The 25,461-nt window shown below is 65.9% G+C and carries 19 protein-coding genes; 12 read left to right on the plus strand and 7 right to left on the minus strand.

Annotated elements, in window-relative coordinates; genetic code table 11:
* Positions 1-273 precede the first annotated feature (273 nt).
* Entirely contained in the window at positions 274-900 is a 627-nt protein-coding gene (locus G8760_RS02250; RefSeq protein ID WP_166344811.1) for a hypothetical protein, read from the plus strand.
* Between the two features lie 131 nt (positions 901-1,031).
* On the opposite strand, the gene G8760_RS30505 is transcribed toward G8760_RS02250, so the two are convergent.
* Positions 1,032-1,784, minus strand: a complete 753-nt coding sequence (locus G8760_RS30505) for a D-Ala-D-Ala carboxypeptidase family metallohydrolase (protein ID WP_166346035.1) — start codon at positions 1,782-1,784, stop codon at positions 1,032-1,034.
* Between the two features lie 436 nt (positions 1,785-2,220).
* On the opposite strand from G8760_RS30505, the gene G8760_RS02260 reads away from it, so the two are divergent.
* Positions 2,221-2,922, plus strand: coding sequence for a YceI family protein (locus tag G8760_RS02260; RefSeq protein WP_166346038.1), 702 nt, complete (start codon positions 2,221-2,223; stop codon positions 2,920-2,922).
* Positions 2,923-3,040: 118 nt separating this feature from the next.
* Here G8760_RS02260 and G8760_RS02265 read toward each other — a convergent pair whose 3' ends face one another.
* Entirely contained in the window at positions 3,041-3,997 is a 957-nt protein-coding gene (locus tag G8760_RS02265) for an LppM family (lipo)protein (protein WP_166346041.1), read from the minus strand.
* A gap of 224 nt (positions 3,998-4,221) precedes the next feature.
* Between G8760_RS02265 and G8760_RS02270 the strand changes: the two genes are divergently transcribed.
* Positions 4,222-6,627: a phosphoketolase family protein gene (locus G8760_RS02270; RefSeq protein ID WP_166346044.1), complete on the plus strand. Its 2,406-nt coding sequence runs from the start codon at positions 4,222-4,224 to the stop codon at positions 6,625-6,627.
* A 71-nt stretch (positions 6,628-6,698) separates the two neighbouring features.
* Positions 6,699-7,622 carry an AEC family transporter gene (locus G8760_RS02275; protein WP_166346047.1) on the plus strand — a complete coding sequence of 308 codons (924 nt, stop codon included), beginning with the start codon at positions 6,699-6,701 and terminating at the stop codon, positions 7,620-7,622.
* Positions 7,623-7,677: 55 nt separating this feature from the next.
* On the opposite strand, the gene G8760_RS02280 is transcribed toward G8760_RS02275, so the two are convergent.
* Positions 7,678-8,127: a peroxiredoxin gene (locus tag G8760_RS02280; RefSeq protein WP_166346050.1), complete on the minus strand. Its 450-nt coding sequence runs from the start codon at positions 8,125-8,127 to the stop codon at positions 7,678-7,680.
* Positions 8,128-8,260: 133 nt separating this feature from the next.
* Between G8760_RS02280 and G8760_RS02285 the strand changes: the two genes are divergently transcribed.
* Positions 8,261-9,088, plus strand: coding sequence for a class I SAM-dependent methyltransferase (locus G8760_RS02285; RefSeq protein WP_166346053.1), 828 nt, complete (start codon positions 8,261-8,263; stop codon positions 9,086-9,088).
* A 227-nt stretch (positions 9,089-9,315) separates the two neighbouring features.
* Entirely contained in the window at positions 9,316-11,295 is a 1,980-nt protein-coding gene (locus G8760_RS02290; RefSeq protein ID WP_166346056.1) for a beta-propeller domain-containing protein, read from the plus strand.
* A gap of 86 nt (positions 11,296-11,381) precedes the next feature.
* On the opposite strand, the gene G8760_RS02295 is transcribed toward G8760_RS02290, so the two are convergent.
* Positions 11,382-12,497: a winged helix DNA-binding domain-containing protein gene (locus G8760_RS02295; protein WP_166346058.1), complete on the minus strand. Its 1,116-nt coding sequence runs from the start codon at positions 12,495-12,497 to the stop codon at positions 11,382-11,384.
* A gap of 119 nt (positions 12,498-12,616) precedes the next feature.
* On the opposite strand from G8760_RS02295, the gene G8760_RS02300 reads away from it, so the two are divergent.
* Positions 12,617-13,420 (plus strand): SDR family oxidoreductase, encoded by an 804-nt coding sequence (locus G8760_RS02300; RefSeq protein ID WP_166346061.1) that lies wholly within the window; start codon positions 12,617-12,619, stop codon positions 13,418-13,420.
* Between the two features lie 67 nt (positions 13,421-13,487).
* On the opposite strand, the gene G8760_RS02305 is transcribed toward G8760_RS02300, so the two are convergent.
* Positions 13,488-14,264: an SAM-dependent methyltransferase gene (locus G8760_RS02305; RefSeq protein WP_343074358.1), complete on the minus strand. Its 777-nt coding sequence runs from the start codon at positions 14,262-14,264 to the stop codon at positions 13,488-13,490.
* A gap of 312 nt (positions 14,265-14,576) precedes the next feature.
* Between G8760_RS02305 and G8760_RS02310 the strand changes: the two genes are divergently transcribed.
* Positions 14,577-15,521 (plus strand): ATP-binding cassette domain-containing protein, encoded by a 945-nt coding sequence (locus G8760_RS02310; protein ID WP_166346067.1) that lies wholly within the window; start codon positions 14,577-14,579, stop codon positions 15,519-15,521.
* Positions 15,518-16,306 (plus strand): ABC transporter permease, encoded by a 789-nt coding sequence (locus tag G8760_RS02315; protein WP_166346072.1) that lies wholly within the window; start codon positions 15,518-15,520, stop codon positions 16,304-16,306. Before G8760_RS02310 ends, G8760_RS02315 begins: the two co-directional genes overlap by 4 nt.
* Positions 16,307-16,347: 41 nt before the next feature.
* On the opposite strand, the gene G8760_RS02320 is transcribed toward G8760_RS02315, so the two are convergent.
* Entirely contained in the window at positions 16,348-19,521 is a 3,174-nt protein-coding gene (locus tag G8760_RS02320; RefSeq protein ID WP_166346075.1) for an AfsR/SARP family transcriptional regulator, read from the minus strand.
* A gap of 188 nt (positions 19,522-19,709) precedes the next feature.
* Here G8760_RS02320 and G8760_RS02325 point away from each other — a divergent pair, with 188 nt between their 5' ends.
* Complete coding sequence (locus G8760_RS02325; protein WP_166346078.1) at positions 19,710-20,714, plus strand: 2-hydroxyacid dehydrogenase; 1,005 nt, start codon at positions 19,710-19,712, stop codon at positions 20,712-20,714.
* Between the two features lie 28 nt (positions 20,715-20,742).
* A complete protein-coding gene (locus G8760_RS02330; RefSeq protein WP_207781933.1) occupies positions 20,743-22,266 on the plus strand; it encodes an L-lactate permease in 1,524 nt (507 codons plus the stop codon).
* A 21-nt stretch (positions 22,267-22,287) separates the two neighbouring features.
* Here the strand turns inward: G8760_RS02330 and dnaB are convergent, their stop codons facing one another.
* On the minus strand, positions 22,288-23,649 hold the full coding sequence (dnaB, locus tag G8760_RS02335) for a replicative DNA helicase (RefSeq protein ID WP_246222399.1): 1,362 nt from the start codon (positions 23,647-23,649) through the stop codon (positions 22,288-22,290).
* Positions 23,650-24,060: 411 nt separating this feature from the next.
* Here dnaB and G8760_RS02340 point away from each other — a divergent pair, with 411 nt between their 5' ends.
* Positions 24,061-25,404, plus strand: a complete 1,344-nt coding sequence (locus G8760_RS02340) for an MATE family efflux transporter (RefSeq protein ID WP_166346081.1) — start codon at positions 24,061-24,063, stop codon at positions 25,402-25,404.
* Positions 25,405-25,461 lie beyond the last annotated feature (57 nt).

The following is a 25,461-nucleotide window of genomic DNA, read 5'->3' on the forward strand; positions in this document are numbered from 1 at the left end:
GAGTCTCCGCGCCGCAGTGCTCTGGTGAAGTGGATCAGAAGTTCGTACCACCAGTGCCCTACGTGGGAACTAGCCAAGGCCTGCCCGGACCGCCCGGCTAGTGCGTCGCACCATCCCAGCGGTGATCGTCGCCCGATTCGCGCCCCTTCGCTCGGTGATCGTCGCTGGGATTTGGTCGCTATAGCGACCAAGTTACGGCGACGATCACCGAGCGAAAGGGCAGAAAAACGGCGACGATCACCGGCGTGATCTCCGGTGCGGCACACTAGGTACGTGTCCATGCCGAATGAGCCTTCCGGTGAACCCGACGGGCGATCACTTCCGCCGCCTCCCACCACGTCACCGCCTCCCACCACGTCACCGCCTCCCACCACACCGCCTCCCTACACGCACTCGCCATTCAACGCCCCTGAGCAACAGCACACGTACCACCACACGGTCCCGGCTGCCGCGCCCTATGCCGGTTCCAGCCCGGCACCCGGCGCCGCGAATCTGCTGGGTGCGATCGTCGGCTTGGCCGGCACCGTACTCGGCCTAGCCCTGCTGGCCAACGGCGCCGAACGGATCGCCGAGGAGCAGGTCTGGAGCGGGGCCGCGGACGGCGTCGGCCTCATCCTGGCCCTCCTGGGTGTGGTGGTGGTCGTCGCCGTCGCCGTGGCAGCCCACTGGGCTCCGGCGACCCCCCTCGTGCCCGGTCTCCTGTTGATGGTGATCGCGCTGGCCGGCATGCTCTCGCGGGACATGCTCGAAGAGATCTACGAGATGTTGGCCGATGGACCCATATCCGACTTCTTCGCGGCGTGGATCATGCTCGGTGCGGCGCTGGGTGTAGGCGCGCTGCTCACCGCGGCCGGGTTACTGGGCTGGCTCGGCCAACGCCGCCGGCTCGGCGCACCCTAACCGCGGTGCTCGTTTCCGGTCTGCCGCCGCCTGGCCCCGGGCGGTGAGGGTAGGCGGTAGGCCCGCGAACAGGCGGCGACAAACGACGGTCAGTGCCCTGCGCCGGACGCTAAGGCCGGCCCGGCAACACCTCAGACGGCCCAGTACCAGGACTGAGCGCCATATGCGTACTCCACCCTGCTGTCGACATGAGTGTGGGTGTTGTACCGGATGATCCCGCTGAAGCCGCTGGTCTGGCTGTAGGAGATCACCTGCGACACCGAGCGGTTGTTGATCCTGATGTCCGCCGCGATCCCGTACATGTGCTGGCTGTTCGATGAGCCGCCAACATTGCTGTTGTGTCGGATGCTCCGGAAGCCGGAGTTGATGATGCAGGCGTTGTTGCCACCCTTGCGGCGTACGGCCTCCAGCTTGTACATGAGCCGCCGCACGTTCTCCCGCACCGTTGCGGTGCCGACCCGGCCGCCGCCGAACCCACTGCCGTCACGCGAGTGGAACTCGCTCCACGCGAAGTGGCGGGTGGAACCGTCGGAAGACTCGAGCCAGTTGAGCTGGGTGTGGGTCTGGGGCCCGGCGATGCCGTCGACTCCCAGGCCATAGGCGGACTGGAAACGTCGGACCGCTCCTTCGGTGGCCGGGCCGAACGACCCATCGATGGCGATGAACGTCCGCGATGGACTCGCGGCCGCCCATCCGGCCACCCTGATCTGTAGTTCGCGGACATCGGCACCGCTGTCGCCCCTCCGCATAGTGCGCGTCCAGTTGTAGGCGTGTGCGGGTGCGGCTGTGACGACGCTGCTCACGGCGACGGCCCCAACGGTGGCGGCAAGTCCACCGATGGCGCCACGCCGGCTGATGGGTCGGGGGGCTGGTGTTTCGGACATCACGACACCTCCAGGTGGCTGTGATCTTCCGGGGGTAGAAGACCACGCGATCTGGCGACAGCATGACAGGAAGTTGCCATCTTGTCTCGACTCGTTGCAGAAAATTTTCTCGCAGTTAGTCACACGTGAAGCAAGAACACCGTTGGCATCAGTTGTTTGCAGGACTTTCCGTTTAGTCATCTGATGAGCGGACGAGCTGATTCGAGTTGTCGCCCCGCCATTCAGCGAGAACCCTGGTGGCTGGTGTCATGCGGGATCACGAGTGTGCGCGACCTCTTCGCCGGATCGATCCGCCGAATGGGCCCGCCCTCACATCCGAACAATCCACCTAGCTAGCCGGATCCGTAGCACATGAGAGTGCCCGCACACGACACTGGTGTCCTACCGATACCTACGGCCGCACCATCACCCACGTCCCGGACCAAGGAGCGCACCCATGACCAAGCCGTCGAGACTCAAACGCAGGCTGCTCATCGCGGCCGGCGCGGTGGTCGGCGCCGTCGCCCTCGTGCTCGGCGGCACGTGGATCTACATCAACGTCTTCAGTGGCGACGCCCCCGACCCGTTCTCGCTCGACCCGGATGGCCCCACCGCCGAGTCGGACGGCGAACTCGCCACCCTCGATGGCACCTGGAGCGTCGGTCCCGATTCCGAGGCCGGCTACCGCGTCGACGAGGTCCTCAACGGGCTGGACAACACCGTGGTGGGCCGCACCACCGACGTGTCGGGCGAGATCGTCGTCGAGTCAGGAGTCGCGACCAGCGGTGAAGTCGTGCTGGACATGACCACCGTGACCACGGACAGCAATAGCCGCGATGGCCAATTCCGCGGTCCGATCATGAACACCGACGAGTACCCCACCGCCACGTTCACCCTGGCCGAACCCGTCTCGGTGGCGGAGGTGCACGACGCACCTGCCCCGGTGACCCTCACCGCGGACGGTCAGCTGACACTGCGCGACGTCACCCGCGACGTCCGCGCCGAACTCCAAATGCAACGCTCCGGTGACACCGTCCAGGTAGCCGGGTCGATCCCCATCACCTTCACCGACTTCGACGTGGAGCCGCCGAACCTCGCATTCGTCCGGGTCGAGGGAGACGGGCTCGTCGAGTTCCTCATCACCTTCATCCAGGAATGACGCCCACATGCGGCGGTCCCGGCACCATCACGGTGCCGGGACCACACATCCGCCATTCGCGGAACACCCGGCGCGACAGCCAGCGGCTGGATGTCAGCGCCGGTGAGGTGCGCAACTTCTAAGCGCGCCCCCCAGTGGGCTCGTCGGGATCCGGGCCTTCGCCTGGGTCCGTGCCCGGCGCCACATCGGGCTCCGGCGCCACATCGGGCTCCGGCGCCACGTCCGGCTCCGGCGCCACGACGGGCTCCGGCGCCACGTCCTCGGCCGGGGTGTCTACCGGCGCGGTGGCAGCAGCGGATGCGGTACCGGCCGGGGGTTCGCCGGGGGCCGGCGTGCCGACGGGCCCGGGCGGCGGAACGGGCTGGTCGCCGGCGACGGCTGGCTCGCCACCGCTGCGGTTTCGGGAGAACATAAACAGCAGGCCAATCAATGCACCCAGGACCACCACGGCGATCAGAATCCACAGCCAAACGGGCAGACCGTCGCCGCCACCGCCGCTCTCGCTGGCCCGCGCGAACATGTCGTTGCTCTCGCCAATCTGCGGCTCCCAGGTCACCGTGGTGCCACTGAGGTCGCCGTTGTGCTCGAGAACCTCACCCGGGAACGTGATACTGACCTTAAAATCGAAATCCATCGCGCCGAGCATGCCCGGCGGGATCTCCCCCATGTCCCCGTCATCGGACATGTCCATCTCACCCGAGAAGACGAACTCGTCGCCATCCCGGCTCAGATCGAACTCGCCCGACCCACCGTCGTCCGAGAACTCCTCAATAGGCATGTTCTCGAAGGTCATCTCCTGGCCGACATACTGGCCGTCCTCGTAGGCCTGCACATCGACGTTGTCGGGGGCGTCGGCCCCCAGGTCCCCGCCGAAGAACTCGTCCATCATTCCGTCGAGCTCGCCGAACTCGCCGCCCATCCCGTCGGCGAACTCTTTGTCTATGGCGAAGATTATGGTGCCGTCGACCGTGTCATCCGCATGGACGGTCAAGTTCATGTCCATCTTCATGCAGCCGGTCAGTGCCAGGGCAAGGCCCGCCGCACCGATCGCTCGCAATGTCCGTGTTCGCTTCATGGGCGCACAGCCTGTCATACCTGAGTGGCTTCCACTAAGTCCGGGACAAGACCGGATTCGAGCTGTAACCAAACATTTGGGCAGGAAGGCACAAACCGGACCACAACTTCTGCGATGACAGGCTCGAAGGTCCTGACTGAAAGGGACTATCGAGGGTAGACGATCAGTACCGGCCACGCGACTCTCGTAGGTGAGTACTGGCAACCCGTGAAGGAGCTACATCCATGTCCAGTCCGAGCAGCCACCCCTCCCGGCCCATCGACGACGACACTCTCAACGGCATCGACGCGTGGTGGCGAGCGGCCAACTACCTGTCCATCGGACAGATCTACTTGCTCGACAATCCGCTCCTGCGGGTGCCGCTGGAAGCAGAACACATCAAGCCACGGCTGCTCGGCCACTGGGGAACCTGCCCGGGATTGAGTTTCCTGTACGCACATCTCAACCGGACGATCATCGACCGCGACGCCGACATGATCTACATCTGCGGGCCCGGTCACGGCGGGCCAGCGCTCGTCGCCGCCGCCTGGCTCGAGGGAACCTACAGCGAGGTCTACTCTCACATCGGAACCGACGAAGACGGCCTGCGCGAGCTGTTCCACCAGTTCTCTTACCCAGGGGGCGTGCCCAGCCACGTAGCCCCGGAAACACCAGGTTCCATCCACGAAGGCGGCGAACTCGGCTACGCGTTGTCCCACGCCTACGGTGCCGCGTTCGACAATCCGGGGCTCGTCGTGGCAGCCGTCATCGGCGACGGCGAGGCGGAGACCGGACCACTGGCGACGTCATGGCACAGCAACAAGTTCATCAACCCTGCCCAGGACGGCGCGGTCCTGCCGATTTTGCACCTCAACGGCTACAAGATCGCCAACCCGTCGTTCCTCGCCCGAATCCCGCGTGCCGAGTTGGAGTCCTTGCTCGTCGGCTACGGTCACCGGCCGTACTGGTTCGAGGCCGGATTCGATCACGAGGCACCGGTCGACATCCATCGGCGTTTCGCGACCATGCTCGACACCGTGCTGGACGAGATCGCCGACATCCAGGATCGGGCGCGGCGGGGCGTGGACGATGAACGCCCGGCGTGGCCGATGATCGTGTTCAAGACACCTAAGGGGTGGACCGGCCCTACGGAGGTGGACGGGCAGCCGGTCGCGGACACGTGGCGTTCACACCAGGTACCGATGGCCGGGGTTCGGGAGAACGAGCAGCACCGCAAACTGTTGGAGGAGTGGATGCTGTCCTATCGGCCCGAGGAGCTGTTCGACGAGGCCGGTGCGCTCCGCGCCGAGGTGGCCCTCCTCAATCCCGCCGGCCGGCGGCGTATGAGCGCCAACCCCCATGCCAATGGTGGACTCCTCAGCCGTGATCTCGCTCTGCCAGATCACCGCCCCCACGCCGTCCAGGTTCCATCGCCGGGTGCGGTGACCGCCGAGGCGACCCGCGTGCTCGGCAACTGGCTCGGTGGCATCGTCGAGGACAACCCGACCAACTTCCGGGTGTTCGGCCCCGACGAGACGTTGTCCAATCGGCTGCACGGGGCGGTGGAGGCCGGCGGCAAGACGTGGAACGCGGAGATCCTCCCCACTGACCAGCATCTGTCTCGCACTGGGCGGGTGACCGAGATGCTGTCGGAGCATCAGTGTCAGGGCTGGCTCGAGGGTTATGTGCTCACCGGCCGGCACGGCGTGTTCAACAGCTACGAGGCGTTTATCCACATCGTCGACGCGATGTTCAACCAGCATGCCAAGTGGCTGAAGGTCACCCGGCAGATCCCATGGCGGGCACCGATTCCCTCGCTGAACTATCTGCTCTCGTCGCATGTCTGGCGGCAGGACCACAACGGGTTCACCCACCAGGATCCCGGCTTCATCGATCACGTCGTCAACAAGAAGGCCGATGTCATCCGGGTGTATCTGCCGCCGGACGCGAATACGCTGCTGGTCACGTATGACCAGTGTCTACGCAGCCATGACCTCGTCAACGTCGTCGTCGCAGGCAAACAAGAGCAGGCGCAGTGGCTGACTATGGACCAGGCGATCGCACACTGTGCTCGCGGCATCGGCATCTGGGACTGGGCGAGCACCAACGGCGGCGACGTCGACCCCGACGTGGTCCTCGCCTGCGCTGGCGACGTTCCCACGGTCGAGACGCTGGCTGCCGCTGATCTGCTCCACCAGTATTTCCCCGATCTCAAGATCAGGGTCGTCAACGTCGTCGACCTGATGCGTTTGCAGGATGCTCGCGAGCATCCACACGGCCTCCCGGACACGGAGTTCGACGCCCTGTTCACTACCGACCGCCCGATCATCTTCGCCTACCACGGCTACCCCTGGCTGATCCACCGGCTGACTTATCGTCGGGCCAACCACCACAATCTCCACGTCCGGGGGTACAAGGAGGAGGGCACGACGACGACGCCGTTCGACATGGTCATGCTCAATGACCTCGACCGCTATCACCTGGTCATCGACGCTATCGATCGGGTACCGGGGTTGGGCCGGCATGCGGCCGGAGTTCGACAGCGGATGGTGGACAGCCGGTTGCGGGCGCGCCAGTACACGCGCACACACGGCACCGATATCCCGGACGTCCGCGATTGGACCTGGCCGGGTCCGTCTAGCGCCGGATAACCATCCATCTGGGTCGATCAGGATCCTCCCGTCCACGGCGATATGGTGAGACGTCGACGGGAGGATCCGGTTTGCAGGGCGTCTTCGAGGGTTTCGGCGTCATCGCCGTGGTCATCGCCCTTGGCTACGTTCTTGGGCGCATTCACATCGTGGACCGCGACGCACAGGTGGTGTTGTCGCGGATCGTCTTCAATGTGGGTGTTCCGGCACTGTTGTTCGTCACCTTGGCGAGCGCCGACCTCGCCACCATCTTCTCCGCGGCACTCCTCGCCCTCGTCTCCGGTGTCCTCGTGGTGGTAGGAAGCTACGTACTCGTCGCCCGGCTGCGCTGGCGACGACGGGTCGGTGCCCTCACCATCGGGGCGCTGAGCAGCAGCTACGTCAACGGCGGGAACCTCGGCATCCCGATCGCGGTGTACGTGCTGGGCGACGGATCCTACGTGGCGCCAGTGATGCTGTTGCAGTTGGTCGTGATGGCACCGATCGCGTTCGCCATCCTGGACACCGCCACATCGGGTCGACCTCCCACGTGGCGGTCGGTGCTTGCGCTGCCGCTGCGGAACCCCGTCACCATCGCCTCGGTTCTGGGTGTGACGGTGGCCGCGGTCGGCTGGGACCTACCGAACGTCATCGAACGTCCGGCCGAGCTGGTCGCCGGACTGGCGATTCCAGCCGCACTGATCGTCTACGGCGCGTCGCTGCACGGAGCGCCGCGGCCCGGCTCCGGTGGGTCGGCCCGGGAAGTGACGTTGATCGGCGTCCTCAAGCTCGTCGTTCAGCCCCTCGTGGTCTACATGGTGGGCCGGTTCTTGTTCGGACTCTCCGACGACTGGCTTCTCGCCGTGACCATCGCGGCGGCACTCCCCACGGCGCAGAACGTGTACGTCTACGCACTGCGCTACCAGACCGGCGTGGCGCTCGCCCGCGACTCGATCTTCGTCACCACCATGCTGTCCGGGATCTCCGTGCTCACCATCGCGGCCCTGCTTGCCTAACACCACGGTGACCTCAATCGTGGTTGAGCCACCACCACGACACCCTGCTCTGTGGTCAGTGCCCGCGGAGCACCTCCAGCGCACGGTCGGCATGTGCCGTCATGTTCAGCTCGCTACGGATCACCGCACGCACTCGTGCATCGGTGCCGATGACGAACGTGTGCCGCTTGACTGGGACGGGGAGGAGCCGGCGGCTCACCCCGAACTGCTTCGCCACTCGTCGCTCGGTATCACTGAGCAGGGGGAACGGAACGTCGTTGCCGTCGGCGAACTGGTGTTGGCGATCAACCGGGTCGGCGCTGATGCCCACCGGCTGACCACCGACGGCCTGAAACTCGGCGGCGAGATCCCGGAAATGGCATACCTCAGCGGTGCATCCCTTACTCATCGCGGCCGGATAGAAGAAGAGCACCACGGGACCGTCCTGCAGCATGACGCTGAGCCGGCGCGGGTTTCCCTGGTGGTCGAGCAGCTCGAAGTCGTCGACTAGATCACCCTTGTCCATCGTTCCATCATGCCGGGAGGTGGGTGCTGGCCACCCAGCAGGACAGTGGTGGATCGACGAGGTGCCCAATGAGGAGGCGTAATCGATTATCATTCTTATCGGCGTAGATGATGTCCATATCCGAGGTGACGACGTGCCCCAACCCGACACCAAAACCACCGTGGCCGCGGCGTTCCACACCGCGTCGACAAACTATGAACGCATCGGCCCGCGATTCTTCGACCTGTTCGGCCACCAGCTGGTCGAGTATGCCGACGTCCGGCCCGGCATGCGGGTCCTGGACGTGGGCAGCGGCGCCGGTGCGGCGCTGATCCCGGCCGCGACGGCCACCGGTCCATCCGGCCGGGTGCTCGGCATCGACCTAGCACCGGGTATGGTGCGTCGGCTCACGGAGGTGATCGACGGCCGCGGTTGGTCACACGTGTCGGCACAGCTGGGCGACGCCGAGGATCCACCAGCTGATCCGGCCGGATGGGATCGCATCCTGGCGGCTCAAGTGCTGTTCTTCCTGCCTGCTCCGGAGCAGGCCGTGGTCAGGTTCCACGAACTCCTACGGCCCGGCGGCGTGCTGGCCTTCTCTACCTGGGGGCCGGACGATCCAGACTGGGCGCCGGTCTACCGGGCGTTGTTCGGTTATATCCCTGAGGGTGCGGCGCCCCGGCTGACCCCGTCGGGCGACACCTTCAAGTCCGACCAGCACATCGCCGAGTTGCTCCAGGGCGCCGGTTTCGATGACATCCACCACGAGACAACCACCTACGACGTCGTGTACCAGGATGCCGAGCAATGGTTGCAATGGACGCGTACCCACGGCGCCGTCGCGTTCTGGGAGGCCATCCCGCCGGACCGAGTCGCATCCGCGCGCGCCGATGCCATCACCGCACTGGATCAACTCCGCGCGCCGGACGGCCAGCTCCACATGCCCACAGCCGTGCGCTACACCGTCACGACTCGACGCTAACACCCACCATCGGTGATCGTTGCCGGATCTCCGCCCTCCACTCCGGTGATCGTTGCTGCATTCGTGTCGCTATAGCGACCTCATCGCGGGTTTGATCACCGCGGCGGAGCGACACGATGCCGGCAACGATCACCGGAGTGGAGCACGACACCCCCTGTATTCCGCGCCGTCGCAGCGCACAGTGTTGCGCTAGGGAACCGTTCGGCCAAACACGGCGTCGAAGTGGCATGCGGAAGCGACTGGCGTTTGTACTCGGGTGTGGAATCGCAGTGGGCACGCTGGGCGTCATCAACGTCCTTCCGGCCAACGAGGCGGCGGCTACTGGCCTGATCTCGTTCGGCACCTGTTCAGAGGCTCTAGACCACCTTCGCGGCGAGGCTCGAGAGCGAGTCGGTCCGTGGGGTCTCCACCACTGGAACGATGCCGCGATCGCCATGGAGTCCGACGGCACCGAGGCCGCAAGCGACGACGCCCTCTCCGGCGCCGCGCCGGGCGGCTCACCCTCCCACTCCACCACCAACGTGCAGGAAGTGGGGGTAGATGAACCCGACGTCGTCAAAACCGACGGGCGGTTGATCGTGACGACGTCGGGATCGACCCTTCGTGTCATTGATGTCACCGGCTCCGAACCAGAGCAACTCGGCGAACTCAGCATCAGCGACGACTGGGCCGAAACACGTGTGCTCCTCTCCGGCGACCGCGCCCTTGTTTTCGCCTGGGAACACGCCATGATCATGGACGACGATGCGTCCTACCCGGCATGGGACCCGATGCGTACCGCCATTCACCTAGTCGACCTGTCCGAGCCCACCGCACCAGTCATCGAGTCGTCCCTTCGGGTGGACGGCAACTACCTCGACGCGCGCCTGATCGACGACACCGTTCGAGTGGTGATCAGCTCTCCGCCGACGCTCCGGTTCCCCGTCATGGACTACGCCCGTGACGAGGATCAGATGCGCGACACCATGCGCGACACGATCGATGAGTCGACGGTCGAGGACTGGCTGCCGTCGTACAGCCTGACCGCCGCCGATGGCACGGAGACCGGCGGCCTGCTCGTCGAATGCGACCAGCTCAACCATCCCGGCGACTTCGCTGGATACTCGACGGTGAGTGTCTTGACGCTCGGCTTCGACGAGCTGAGCGACGGATCGGCGGTGGGTGTCCTGACCGACGGCGACACCGTCTACGCCAGCGCCGACCTGCTCTACGTGGCGACGGCCAAGTGGGGCGATCCGATAGAGCCGACGACATCATGGGGTACCGGCGACGACGCGGTGACCGACGACGAGACCATGATCGACATCGACCCGATGATCATGCCGTGGCCGCAGGTCGAGAGCACCGGAATCCACGCCTTCGACATCCGTGGCGACGACCCAGCCGAATACCTGGCCTCGGGTGAGGTGGACGGTGCGATCATTGGCCGCTACGCGATGTCCGAACACGAGGGTGTGCTCCGGGTGGCCACCACCACGGACGCCAACGATGCCAAGACCAGCGAGAGCCACCTCTACACCCTGGGGCGCCAAGGCCGCGACCTGGTGCGTCTCGGTCACGTGGGTGGCCTCGGTGCGGGAGAACGTATCTACGCGGTGCGCTACTTCGGCGATACCGGCTACGTGGTGACGTTCCGACAGATCGACCCGCTCTACGTGCTCGACCTCTCCGATCCGGCGACACCGACGGTCGACGGTGAGCTCAAGATCACCGGGTACTCGTCGTACCTACACCGGGTCGGTGACGATCGGCTTGTTGGCATTGGCCAGGAGGCTACCGACACCGGCCGCACCGTCGGCTCCCAAGTCTCGCTGTTCGACGTCGGCAACCCCGTGGATCCGCGGAAGCTCGACGGCCATGTCATGGAGAACGCGTGGAGCGACGCGGAACACAACCCACACGCGTTCCTCTTCTGGCAACCAACCGGCCAGCTCGTCATTCCGGTGTCCGGGATGGACCTCGGTGGACGAGACCTGATAGCGGCCGAAGACTCCGGCGCCCTCGTGTTGAAACTCACCGGTGATGCGCTTCAGGAGCAAGGAGTCGTCACCCGGCGCGGTCCCACCGAGGACCACTACTGGACGACGATCACCCGCTCGTTGGTGATCGGCGACTCGTTGTACACGCTGTGGGATGACGGGCTTCAGGTCAACAACCTCGACGACCTCGAGTTCCAGAGCTGGCTACCCATCGATACCGATTGGTGAGGGGTAGCCGGACATCCGGCGCGGGGGGCTGGTGGCCCCGTGCCGGATGTCCGGCGTTGAGCCTCTTGCCGATCCCGAACCCCAGTTCAGAGCACATCTGGCGAGTTGACGACGGCCTTCCTGTTCAGGAACGCCGCGTGCCGATCAGCCGCGGCCTGCAACGCTGCGTGCGCCCCGTCGTCGAACGGGCGGTATAACTGAAGATCGACAACAACGTCCTTGCTTTTGATGGTGCGCTTCCAGTTGCCGGCCACCTGGGTGTCGAGCAGGACCACACCGTTGTAGGCACCACGCTCCGGCCGCTTCGCGGCGTCCAGGCCGGCGATGTCATAGACCGCGCGGCTCTCGGTGTAGGCGACGACATACTCGTCATACGGCTGCAGCAGGTGGACCGTGGCGGGCGGGTCCGCCGGAGCGCCAGCTCCTCCGCCGGACCAGTAATAGGTGACGTCGTCGACGACGGCCCGCTCGAGGGTGTCTGCCACGAGGTCCAGCCCGGACCGGATCTCGGCCATGGTGAGACTGGACCACCAGTGGAAGTCTCGAGCCGTGGCCGGACCGTGGCTGGTGAAGTAGCGCCGGGTCAACTCGGCCAGCTGTTCGTCACGCGATAGACGGCGAGCCGTGGGCACCCGCTCATCGAGGAGCGTATAGGTCTGCTGTTTACCTCGCCGGACCCCGCTGCAGATGGCCTGTTCCAGCTCCGCATACATGAGGATGAGGCCGAGCCGGAGACTGTTGGCCGCCACTCCGCCGCGCTCCAGAACCGTGGCTAGCTCGCCGCGGGTGAGCTCGGCGCCCCCGTGCAGGGCCTCGACGATCAGCGTGGTGCACGCCTCGAGCGTCCGGGCATCGAGTTCGTGTGTTCGGTAGTAATAGGCGTTGAACGCGTGCACCCTTGGCGCAGTGAGCTCGAGCATCCAACGGACGTCGTCCGGACGGACGAAATGCCAGGTGGGCCTGAGCACGTGGGTGCGGATCAAGACACCGGCATCAACCGCGGCCAGCACCTGTCCTTCGGTCACAGCGTCGAGACGTTGACCGAGGGACCAGATGGCCGGCCCGAAGTCTTGCGCCTGAACGGCACCCAACCGTCGTACGACGTCATCGACATCCGACCAAGGCTGCCCGGCCAGGCCCGTAGCGTGCATCCGAGCAGACGCGACATCGATGACGTCCCCTGGGGCACCCACATGGCTCACGCCTGAGACTTTATCGGTCACGACCGACACCCACCGACTGTCCTCGGTTCCACGTGGAACCGAAGACACTCGTATTGCGTATCTTGTACGCACAGCTGCGTACGTTGTACGCTCTCGCCATGAAGATCTTAGTGACCGGAGCAACCGGCAGCGTGGGCCGGATGGTCGTCGACCACCTCCTCGCCGCCGGCGCCGACGACGTCCGGGCCCTCACCGCCAACCCTGCCAAAGCCGCACTGCCCACCGGCGTGGAGATCACCGTCGGCTCCGTCCTCAAGCCGGACACCCTGAAGGACGCCCTGCAGGGGGTAGACCGGATGTACCTCCCCTCGGCGCCAGAGACCACCCACGAGGTGGCACGGATGGCCGCCGAGCACGGCGTCGAACGTATCGTCGACCTCTCCGGGCCCGAAGGAAGCTGGTGGTACTCCATCGTCCAAGACGTCGAATCCGCCGGTACCGCGTGGACTCATCTATGGCCGGGCGAGTTCATGGAGAACGCCGAGATCTGGGCCAGCCAGATCCGGACCACTGGCACCGTACGTGACGCGTTCCCGGAAGCCGCCAACGCGATGATCGCTATGGACGACGTCGCGGCCATCGCCGCCGAAGCCCTGCTCGGGGAGCACCACGATGGCCAGGCCTACCTCCTGACCGGCCCGGAGACCCTCACCACCCGGGAGAAGATCCAGCGCATCGGCGCCGCACTCGACCAGGACATTCCCGTGATCGAGGTCAGCAAAGCGGAGTCAGTGCGGCTACTGGAGCCGGACATGGGTGAATACGCGGAGTGGTATGTCAACGGCCAGGAGGAGAACAGCCATAGCACCCAACCGGTCTCGCCGACGTTTGAGCAGGTCATGGGCCGGCCCGGCTGTACCTTCGCCCAATGGGCCCACGACCATGTCCACCTGTTCCGCTGACCGACCAAGTCACCTCGGTGCATGGTTCACGTGCTGACAACAGCCCCGAAGTCCCTACGGACGGACATCACGGCTTGCGCACCACTCCGCCGTACTCATAGATACCTTTGCCGCGGTTGGTGGCGCCGACATAGGGAACCAGTGCGGGGTCGGTCGGCTGCAGCGACGGCTGATCGGGATCCGGACGCCAGCGCTGGATATCCAGCAGTCCGGGCTCAACCACCTCGAGTCCGTCGAGCAGTGCGTCGATGTCGGCCGGTTGACGGGTGCGCCAGGGGATGCCGCTCGCGTTGATCCGTGCGGTCATCTCCGCACCCCGCTGTGGATCGTCGGTGACGACCTGCGACAGCGCTAGGTAGCTCCCCGGAACCGCTCTATCGATGATCGTCCGTAGCACCCGCCGCGGATCGTCGTCATCGGCCAGATGATGCACCACGGACAGGAAGAGCACCGCCACCGGCTCGGAGAAATCGATCAGCTGATCCACCTCCGGCCGCTTGAGAATGTCCTGCTGATCCCGCATGTCAGCGGTGATGACCGTGGTGTTGTGGTTCGACGCCAGTAAAGCCCGGCCGTGCGCAAGCACGATGGGGTCGATGTCGACGTACACCACCCGACAGTCAGGCGAGAACGCCTGCGCAACCTGGTGGACGTTGTTGTCCGTGGGCAACCCGCAGCCCATGTCGATGAACTGGCGGATCCCGGCCTCCTCGGCGAGGAAACGCACCGCCCGGTAGAGGAACAGGCGGTTCTGCCGGGCGATATCCACACATTCCGGAAAAGCCGGCAACAGGTCGAGCAGGAAGCGTCGATCGATGTCGAAGTTGTCTTTGCCCCCCAACATCCAGCCATAGGCCCGGGCCGAGGTAGGGACGTCAGTGGGTATCGAGGGCGGCTCGTAATTGTTGGTCACGGTGGATTCTCCACATCGAGGTATGCAGCAGGAGCTCGCGACGATAGACGGCGACATTATCACCTGGACACCCCCAGTGTGGATCTTGCAAGCGGTACCTGTCGAGGTCTATCCGCGGCGCCTTCTCGATCGTCGTCCACAGCACCACCACCCACCGCGTCAGCGCCATGTCAGCGCCGGCTCAACACCGGATCAGGGCTTCAGGGAATCGTCGAATCCGACCTACTCGAAAGGAGCCCGCCAATGACAAACGCGATAGAGACGACCGGCATACACAAGTCGTTCGGAGATCACACGGTCCTTCGCGGCATCGACATCGCCGTCGCCAGCGGCACGATCTACTCGTTGCTCGGCCCCAACGGCGCCGGCAAGACCACCATGGTCAACATCCTCTCGACCCTGGCCGTGGCCGACAGCGGCACGGCCCGAGTGGCCGGCTATGACGTGGTCGGCCAGGCGGACGCCGTCCGCGCCGCCATCGGCGTCACCGGTCAGTTCGCTGCCGTGGACGGCCGGCTCACCGGCGCCGAGAACCTTCGGCTGATGGCGGACCTGCACCATTACGGCCGCAAGGACGGCCGGCGCCGGACGGCTCAACTGCTCGAACAGTTCGACCTGGAGGCCGCGGCCAAGAAGCCGGCATCGACGTACTCCGGCGGGATGCGTCGCCGGCTGGACATCGCCATGACGCTCGTGGGTGAACCGCGAGTCATCTTCCTCGACGAGCCCACCACCGGACTGGACCCGCGCAGCCGACGAGCCATGTGGCAGGTCATCCGGGACCTCGTCGCCGACGGAGTCACCATCTTCCTCACCACCCAGTATCTGGAGGAGGCCGACCAACTGGCCGACCGCATCGCGGTGCTCGACACCGGCGTCATCGTCGCCGAAGGAACCCCTGACGAGCTCAAACGGCTCGTTCCGGGCGGTCATATCAGCCTGCAATTCGGCGAACACGACCAACTTGTCGCCGCAGCCAAGACATTCGGCGAGGTAGCCCGCGACGACGACGCGATGACCCTGCAACTCCCCAGCGACGGAGGCGTCCGATCCCTCCGAGCCGTCCTCGACGGCCTTGACCGGGAATCGATCACGGTGGAAGGCCTCTCCATCCACACACCCGACCTCGACGACGTCTTCCTCGCCCTCACCGGCCGGCCGCGAGCTGAGAAGGAGAACCAGAAATGAGCGCCGCCACCCACACCATGCGCGACTCGTCCACCATGTTGCGCCGCAAGTTCAAGCACATGCTGCGGTACCCGTCGATGACCTTGCAGCTCGCCGCCATTCCGATCATCTTCCTGCTCCTGTTCGTCTACGTCTTCGGCGGGACCCTCGGCGACGGACTAGGTGGCTTCTCCGGTGGCCGGTCCGAATACGTCAACTACGTGACGCCGGGCGTCATCCTGCTGGCGGTGGCAGCGACGGCCACCGCCACCGCGGTGTCGGTGGCGACGGACATGACCGAGGGCATCATCGCCCGGTTCCGCACCATGGCCATCTTCCGCCCTTCCATCCTGACCGGCCACGTCATCGGCTCCGTGCTGCAGGCCCTCATCAGCCTCGCCATCGTGATCGGGGCGGCGCTGCTGATCGGCTTCCGGCCCACCGCAGGTGTGGTGGAATGGTTCGCCGCTGCCGGCCTGCTCACCCTGCTCGCCCTGGCGATCACCTGGCTGGCCGTGGGCCTCGGCATGGTCGCTGACAGCGCCGAGACCGCCAGCAACCTCCCCACACCGCTGATCCTCCTGCCGTTCCTCGGCAGCGGCTTCGTGCCCACGGAGTCGATGCCCGGTTGGCTGAAGTCGTTCGCCGACCACCAGCCGTTCACCCCGGTCATCGAAACGCTGCGGGGCCTGTTGTTCGACGCGCCGATCGGCAACAACGCGTGGATCGCGGTCGCCTGGTGTGTCGGCATCACGCTCGTCTGCTTCGTCTGGGCGACGCGTACCTTCAACCGCAAAACTCTGTAGTCACGAGCACGGCCACGACCTCAGGCGCCCAACCAACACGATCACTGGTCGAGGGCGGTGGCCACCAGCTCGGGCACTGTCGACAGAGTGACCGCTCGACCGCGCTGGGTCGCCTCGGCGAATTGTTCCTCGCCGAGCGCGGCCCGCGCGGCGTTCTCGACCTGGCCCGCATCCGGCCGGGACAGGTTCGGCGCACCCTGGATAGCGGTGCTCGCGGCCAGCAGCTGCGCCGCCTGGTAGGGCTGCCCGTCGCGCAGCGCGACGCCGGCTGCTCCGACCAGTACTTGGCCGATGCTGAGTGCGTTCGTCGACATCAAAGCCGAGCTGAATGCCTGTGCTAGATGATCGCGGGCCACACTGACGTCACCGTCAAGGGCGGCCACCGTGGCCCGGGCGTTGAGCACCATCGCGGCGATCTCCGGCGCCATGTCGATACGCAGCGAGATCGTCGAGAAGCGCGCCAGCTGATGTTTGGCCTCCGCGACGTCACCCGCCCAACAGGCCAGCTCGGCCTTGCCGAAGGCGACCATCGCCAGCGCGTCGGGCGCGCTGACCTCCTCGGCCTCCTGCTGAGCCTCAGCCATCAAGGCGGTGCTGCCGGCGTGATCGCCGACCATCCACAGCAGCTGGGCCTGTTTGGAGCGGAGGTAGGGCACGTCCTCCACAGCACCCATGGCCCGGAGGGCGGCCACCGCCTCGCCGTAGTGAGCCTGGGCGGCGACCAGGTCTCCGCGGCGGGCCACCATGTCGGCCAGGGCGGTAAGTGAGAACGAGATCCCCCAGCGTTCGCCGAGGTCGCGGAACGTGGACACGGCTGCCCGAATAGCCGCCTCGGCGTCATCATGCTGCCGGCCGGCATACACCATGGCCTCGGCCCAGTTGATCAGAACCAGGCCGCGTACCCACGGATCCTCGTTGGCGAGCAACTCCGGGGCGACACCCCTCTGTACACGCATCACCTGAATCAAGCGCACTAGTGGATGGCGTCGACCCAACTCCCCGGTGGCCTCCTCGACCTTGGTGGCCCAGACGGCCGCCAGCGAGGTGTCTCCCAAACCAGCTGCGGCGTACAGACCCGCTACCGCATAGGCGGTGGTTTGTGCCTCACGATCGGTCGCGCCCGGCATGGCCAACGCCTCGGCGGCCAGCCTGGTCGCCTCGGCCCGGTAGCCACGCAACCACCAGTACCACCCGGCTGAAGCCACCATGCGGACGGCGGTGTCGGTATCACGGGCGACCATCGCATCCCGTATCGCGGCGACGATGTTGGCGTGATCGGCGTCCAGCCGGCGGAGCCATTCGAGCTGGTCGGCGCCGCGAAGGTATGGGTCAGCGGTTTCGACTAGCTCGACGAAATGCGCTGCGTGCGCCAGCCGGATCCGGTCCTGTTCACCGGCGCCTTCCAGGCGTTCCAGGCCATAAGCCTTGATCGTGTCCAGCATGTGGTAGCGCGATTCGGCGTCGCCACCCGGCTGCAGCAGCGACTTGTCGACGAGTGCGGCCAGGAGATCGGGAATCTGATCCCGTGACAGCTGGTCGTCGGCACATACCCGCGCGGCAGCTGTCGCCGTAGAACCTCCAGAGAACACCGCGAGCCGGCGTAGCAGTGTCCGCTCGTCGTCAGTCAGCAACTCCCAACTCCAGTCGATCACCGCCCGGAGCGTCTTGTGCCGCGCCAACGCCGTACGGCTACCACTCGTCAGCAGCCGGAACCGGTCGTCGATCCGATCGGCGAGTTGCTGCATGGTCATGGTGCGCAGCCGGGCTGCCGCCAGCTCGATGGCCAGCGGCATTCCGTCCAAGGCTCGGCAGACCCGGATGACCGCCGGCGCGATCTCGTCGGTCACCGCGAACGCCGCGCTGGCCGCCCGCGCACGATCGGCGAGCAGCCGCACGGCCGGATAGGACAACGCCCTGGCCGTGGCGACGTCGGGTGGAGGCAACTCCAGTGGTTCTACCTGCCGCACCGCCTCACCCGTGATACCCAATGGTTCCCGGCTGGTGGCGAGGATCCGCAGCTGCGGGCACTCGCCCAGCAGCCGTTCGGCGGATGCGGCCACAGCGTCGATCAGATGTTCGCAGTTGTCCAGCACCAGGACCGCTTTTCGGCTGCGCAGTGCGCTGACGAGACGGTCGATCGGCTCGCTCTCCGCGGCCCGGCCCAGCAATGCCTGATCGCGGACGTTCAGAGCGGTCAGGATCGCCTGCGGCACCCCGGTTTCATCGTTCAGCGAAGCAAGCTCCACCAGCCAGACCCCATCAGGCGCCCGGTCCGCGAGGGTGTGGCCGACCTCGACCGATAGCCGAGTTTTGCCCGCACCACCAGGCCCGATGAGCGTGACCAGTCGGTACTCGTCGACCAACTTCTGGACCTCGTCGACATCCTGATCTCGACCGACGAAGCTGGTCAGGCCAGCCCGCAGATTGGTGCGTGGAGACCGGTCCGGATCAGGTGGGGCGGCCGGCAGGTCTCGCGTCGTCGAACTCAGCTCACCGCGCAGCACCGCGGTGTGTACGGCGGCCAACTCCGGCGAAGGGTCGGCGCCCAGTGTCTCGGCAAGATCTACTCGTGTCCGCTCGTACACTTCCAAAGCTTCCGCCGGTCGGCCCGCCGCCGCCAACGCCTGAATGAGAGCGGCGACAAGCCGCTCCCGCCGCGGATGCTCGGCCACGAGGGCCGTCAACTCCCCAAGCAACTCGCCACCGAGCCCCAGCCGAAGGTCGGCCGAGATCCGATCCTCGAGCACCGCGAGTCGCGATTCCGTCAGATGCGCCGCCGCCGCGTGGAAATAAGCCAGCTCCGCGACATCCAGCAGCGCGCTGCCGCGCCACAACGCGAGTGCCTCCCGCAGCAGTTGTGCCCCTTCCGCAGGGTTCGTGGCCAGCCTCGATCGGCCGGCGGCGGCCAACTTCTCGAACCGCGCGACGTCGACCGCGTCGGGATCTATCAACAAGCGGTAACCAGCTGGATGGGCGTCGATCTGGACATCCGGCAAGGCTCGGCGCAGCCTAGACACGAGTGCCTGGAGCGCGTTGACCGCCCCAGTTGGTGGTTCTTCGTCCCAGATCGCCTCGATCAGCCGCGGTGTGGACACCACCCGCCCCGGCTCCAGCGCTAGCCCGATGAGCAGTGTGCGTAGCCGGGCGCCGGACAACACCACCTCGCTGTTGGTGTGGGCGCGGACCTCCAAGGGTCCCAGCACGGCAATCTGCACATCTCAATTCTGCCTGGTCTGGGTTGGTCATGGCCGACCGGAACCCACAGCCCACCCATGTTCTTCCAGCGGGACCAGAGCCGATGGGCCTCGATGATCGGGACTTCCCGCCGGGCCACATGCTCCTACAGGCAACGCTTCAGGACATCTAGTGTGCGACACACCAGTGTCGTTATCGGAGGTCGATGATGCGTGTAGCCGTATTCAGCACGAAGCCGTACGACGAAGAGTTCCTACTGGAGGCCAATGCTTCGGACCAGCATGACCTCGTGTTCCTGGAGCCCCGTCTGTCCCGCGCGACGGCGTCTCTCGCGGCCGGCTGCGACGCTGTGTGCGCATTCGTCAACGACGATCTTGGCAGTGAGGTACTGCGTATCCTCGCGACCAATGGAGTGCGGATGCTGGCTCTGCGCTCGGCCGGATTCAACCACGTCGACCTGGCCGCCGCGGCCGACCTCAGGTTGACCATCGCTCGTGTTCCGGGGTACTCGCCACACGCCGTGGCCGAACACTGCGCAGGCCTCATCCTTGCTCTCAACCGCAAAATCCACCGCGCTCACAACCGCGTACGCGAAAACAACTTCGCCCTGGCCGGGCTCCTCGGATTCGACCTCCACGGCAAGACCGTTGGCGTCATCGGCACCGGACAGATCGGCAGCCGCTTCGTTCGGATCATGGCGGGGTTCGGCTGCCGGGTTCTCGCAGCCGATCCCTATCCCAACGACGACACCAGGCTGGCGGGTGCGGAATACGTCGATCTGACCGAGCTACTCGCCGAATCCCACATCGTTACCCTGCATTGCCCACTTACACCAGAGACATACCACTTGATCGACCTTTCCAGGATCGAACTGATGCGAGATGGCGTCATGCTGATCAACACCAGCCGCGGCGCGCTGGTGGACACCACCGCGGTTATCTCCGGACTCAAAAGCGGCAAGATCGGCTATCTAGGCCTCGACGTCTACGAGGAGGAAGCCGACCTCTTCTTCGAGGATCTGTCCGATCAGCTCCTAAATGACGATGTCTTCTCCCGGCTCCTGACCTTTCCCAACGTGCTCATCACCGGTCATCAGGCGTTCTTCACCCGCGAAGCACTGTCGAACATCGCCCGAACCACTATCACGAACCTCAGTGCGTTCGAGCGGGGTGAGGGCGCCATCCATCAGGTCACCGTCGACTCGCTCGCCTAGCGCGTCCGACGCACGAAGAGAGCCTCCCGTGCTGACGCTCGTGGCTGCGCTGCCCATCCTGGTGGTGCTCGTCCTCATGCTGGCGGTTCGATGGTCCGCGGCCCGGGCAGGAGTCGTCGCGGCCCTCGGCACCATCCTCTTTGCGGGATCGGTCTTCGAGTTCGGCGGCCAGACGCAGCCCTACAGCTTCGGCCAGGGTGTGGGCGGCATCGTGGCGGAGGCAGGATTCGTCGCGTTGACCGTGATCGCCATCATCGGACCGGCACTGGGAATTCACCATCTGCAGCAGTACACCGGCGCAACCGACCGGCTCCGTGCGGGGCTAGCTCAGATCACTCCGGATCCACGGCTAGCGGCCCTACTGATCGCCTGGTTCTTCACTCTTTTCCTCGAGGGTGCGGCGGGCTTCGGGACACCAGTCGCGCTTGCAGCTCCGTTCCTCGTCGCGGCCGGCTTCCGGCCATTGTCTGCCGTCTGCGCAGCGATGATCGGGCACGCCGCTGGTGTGTCGTTCGGCGCCGTCGGCACCCCGGTCCTGGCGCAGGTCGCCATCGTGGATGTCACGGGCATCGAGCTGTCCCGGGCGACCGCCCCGTATCACGTCGCGCTCGGTGCGCTCCTGGTCGGTGCCGTCGTCGTCATCGTCGGCCGAGCCGGCAACGGTTCACCGCCATGGCCGTGGGGCGCATTGGCCGCAGTACTGTTTTTCGTGCCTTACGGCCTCATCGCATGGTTCGTGGGGCCGGAGCTGCCGACCTTGGCCGGCGCGCTGGTCGGTGCCGTTGGGTTCGTCGCTGTCGTGTCAGTGGTCCGTCGCCGCGACGACGGCGGCACCGGTGCCGGGACGGCGCCGCTGGACATCGGCTCCATGAGCCTCGTGCGGGCTGGCGCTCCCTACCTCGCGCTGGTCGGCACCGTACTCGTCACCAGAATGGTTCCGCCGATACGCGACGCCCTCGTCGGTGTCGAGGTCCGCTGGCAGATCTTCGACACCTTCGCCGGCGACGTGCGCCCCTTGTACCACCCCGCTCTCCTCCTGACCATGGCATTCGTCGTCGGATGGTGGGCACAGCGAGCGCCCGGACCAGACGTGCGCCGCGCGTTCGGCACCGCGACTCACCAGTTGCGGTGGGTTTTCGTGGCACTCGTCGCCATGGTGACCATCGCGTTCACCATGTCGCACTCCGGCATGACCACTGAACTCGCCGACAGCGCCGCTGCTACCGGCCGGTGGTGGCCTCTGCTCGCCCCCGCCGTTGGGGTCCTGGGTACGTTCGTGACCGGCTCCGCCACCGCGTCGAACGTGCTTTTCACCGAGTTCCAGCAGACGACGGCACAGGCGACCGGCCTGCCGACGATACCGATGCTCGGTGCCCAGGGATTCGGGGCTGCGGTGGGCAACATCATCTGCCCGCACAACATCGTCGCCGCTGCTGCGACGGTTGGCCTATCTGGACAAGAGGGCCGTGTCCTTCGCGTCACCATGCCGGTCGCCCTCACCTATGCCGCCCTGGGTGGCGTGTTCGCGTCGTTGTTCGTCACCTGGTGGTGACGTCGGAGTGTCAGCCGGGCCTTACTGGGCCATATCGACGAACCGGCTGTAGTGGCCCTGGAAGGCGACCGTGATGGACGCGGTGGGGCCGTTGCGGTGTTTGGCCACGATGAAGTCTGCCTCGCCGGCCCGGGGGGATTCCTTCTCATAGGCGTCCTCCCGGTGCAACAGGACGACCATGTCGGCGTCTTGCTCCAAGCTTCCCGATTCGCGGAGGTCGGACAACATGGGTTTCTTGTCCGTCCGCTGTTCAGGTCCGCGGTTGAGCTGACAGATGGCGACGACGGGAACTTCGAGTTCTTTCGCCAACAGCTTGAGCGAACGGGAGAACTCCGACACCTCCTGCTGGCGGCTCTCCACCTTTTTTCCGCTGGTCATCAGCTGCAAGTAGTCCACGATGACGAGCCGAAGATTGTGCCGCTGCTTTAGCCGCCGGCATTTGGCCCGGATCTCCATCATGGTCATGTTCGGCGAGTCGTCGATGAACAGCGGTGCGCTCGTGACCTCACCAGTACAGCGGGCGATCCGGTTCCAGTCGTCATCGGTCATCTGGCCGGCGCGCATATGGTGCAACGCGACCTTGGCCTCGGCCGACAACAACCGCATCGTGATCTCGTTGCGCCCCATCTCCAGTGAGAAGATCACCGAGGTCAACTGGTTCTTGATCGACGCCGCGCGGGCGATATCCAATCCCAGCGTCGACTTACCGACGGCCGGCCGGGCCGCCAGGATCACCATCTGCCCTGGGTGTAACCCATTGGTCAGCGTGTCGAGGTCAGCGAATCCCGTCGGCACCCCGACCATCTCACCGCCCCGCGAGCCGATCGCCTCGATCTCGTCGAGTGCGCCTTCCATGATCTCCGATAGCGGCGCGTAGTCCTCCGAGGCACGGCGATCCGTGACCGCGTAGACCTCGGCCTGGGCTCGGTCGACGACGTCATCCGCGTCGCCGTCGCCGCCGTAACCCATCTGCGTGATCCGGGTGCCGGCCTCGACCAGCCGACGCAGAATGGCCCGCTCCCGCACGATGTTGGCGTAGTACCCGGCATTAGCCGCCGACGGGACGGATGACACCAGGGTGTGCAGGTAAGGGGCGCCTCCGACCCGGCCGATCTCGCCGGCTTTCTGCAGGACAGCCGCCACCGTTACGGCGTCGGCCGGCTCGCCCCGTCCGTAGAGGTCGAGCACCGCCTCATAGATCAGCTCGTGGGCAGGGCGGTAGAAGTCGACACCGCGTAATACCTCCACCACGTCCGCGACGGCATCCTTGGACAGCAGCATGGCACCGAGCACCGACTGCTCCGCGGCGATGTCTTGCGGTGGGGTGAGTCCACGTGCACCCACCGGTACATCGTCACGGTTCGGCAGCTCGGTGACGCTCACCCCGTACCCCCTTGTCTCGCCGGCTTGTTGATGCCCGCGACGTTCATACACACGTTCTACCACCCGGCACCGACAGCCCACGCTCGATCGGATGCCGCCGACCGACGGTTACCGGCCCACTGACCGTAAGCCGCAATGTCAGCCCAACCAAGCCCGACACCCACACCCCCTGTGCATGAAGTGTGGACAACTCAGGCTCGCATCCCGTCTACCCCGGCCAAACGATCATCCCCAGGTGTGGACAAACCTGGGGACAACTGTTGGTCCCCCTTAGACACTGGCTGACTCGCGGGTGCCTCAACTGCACATTCAGTCATCCACCGGCTGTGGATGAGAAAACAACGGGTGACATCTCATGATTCGAGACAGCGACGGTACGTGTCAGGTGCAAGTCATACGGTCACTACTGCCATGACACGACGACCTGCCGCGCTCCGCCGACACCCTGCCGACCGGGAGATCTTCCGGCTTGCACTACCCGCACTCGGTGCGCTGGTCGCGGAGCCGCTGTTCCTGATCGCCGACTCCGCCATCGTCGGCCAACTGGGTACACCCGAACTCGCCGGCCTCGGCATCGCCGCCGCCGTCCTGTCGACGTTGGTCAACGTTTCGATCTTCCTCGCCTACGGCACGACAGCCGCCGTAGCCAGAATGCTCGGCGCCGGCGACCTCGCCGGCGCACTCCGCGCCGGCATCGACGGATGCTGGCTGGCCATCCTGCTCGGCACCGGAACCCTCGCCGCGGGCTGGCCACTCACACCTTGGATCGTCGAACGTTTCGGCCCGCGACCCGATGTCGCCGAACATGCGGAAACCTACCTGCGGATCAGCCTGCTGGGGATCCCCGCCATGCTGCTGGTCCTCGCGGCCATCGGGGTGCTCCGCGGTCTACAGGACACCCGCACCCCGCTCTACGTCGCCGCCGGCGGGGCCGCCGGCAACGTCGGCCTCAACATCGCTCTAGTCCACGGGGCCGGTCTCGGCATCGCCGGGTCAGCCATCGGCACCGTTATCGCGCAGGTCGCCATGGCGGCGGTCTTCGTGACCGTCGTCGCCCGCGCGGCCCGCCGGCACGCGGTGTCGCTTCGCCCGTCGTGGCCGGGCGTCGGGCGGTCGTTCGGGGCCGGCGTGCCGCTGATCGTACGCACCGTGGCCATGCGGGTCGCATTAATCGTGACCACCGTCGTCGCCGCCGATCTCGGGACCGCCGAACTCGCCGCGCACCAAGTCGCTTTCACCACGTGGACATTGCTCGCCCTCATCCTCGACGCCGTAGCGATCGCTGCCCAGGCACTCGTCGGCCGGGCTCTGGGGGCCGACGACGCGACGGCGGCCAGAGCCATCACCCAGCGGATGATCCAGTGGGGAGTACTCTGCGGGCTGGTGCTGACCGTCGTCGTCCTGGCGGTGGCGTCGATCTACGCACCGCTGTTCACGTCAGACCCAGAGGTGCGTGCCCTGCTTGTCGCCGCCCTCGTCGTGGCCGCCTTGCTACAGCCGCTAGCCGGATGGGTCTTCGTCCTCGACGGTGTGCTCATCGGCGCGGGCGACGGCCGGTACTTGGCGTGGGCGTCAGTGGTGTCCGTCGCCGCCTTCCTGCCCGCCGCCTTCGCCGTTCTGCTGCTCGATCTGTCCGGAACGGTCGGTATCGTCGCGCTCTGGGCGGCCATTGGGCTCTGGACCCTCGTCCGGCTGATCACCCTCCACCTCCGGGAACGCCGGGGTGCGTGGGCCGTCACCGGCGCGGTGCGATGACCCGACCCGTGTCTTGCGTCGGAACCGGCGGACGGTATAGGACACTTGTGTCCTGAG

The sequence above is a fragment of the Phytoactinopolyspora limicola genome (assembly GCF_011320225.1).
Classification (GTDB): Bacteria; Actinomycetota; Actinomycetes; order Jiangellales; family Jiangellaceae; genus Phytoactinopolyspora; species Phytoactinopolyspora limicola.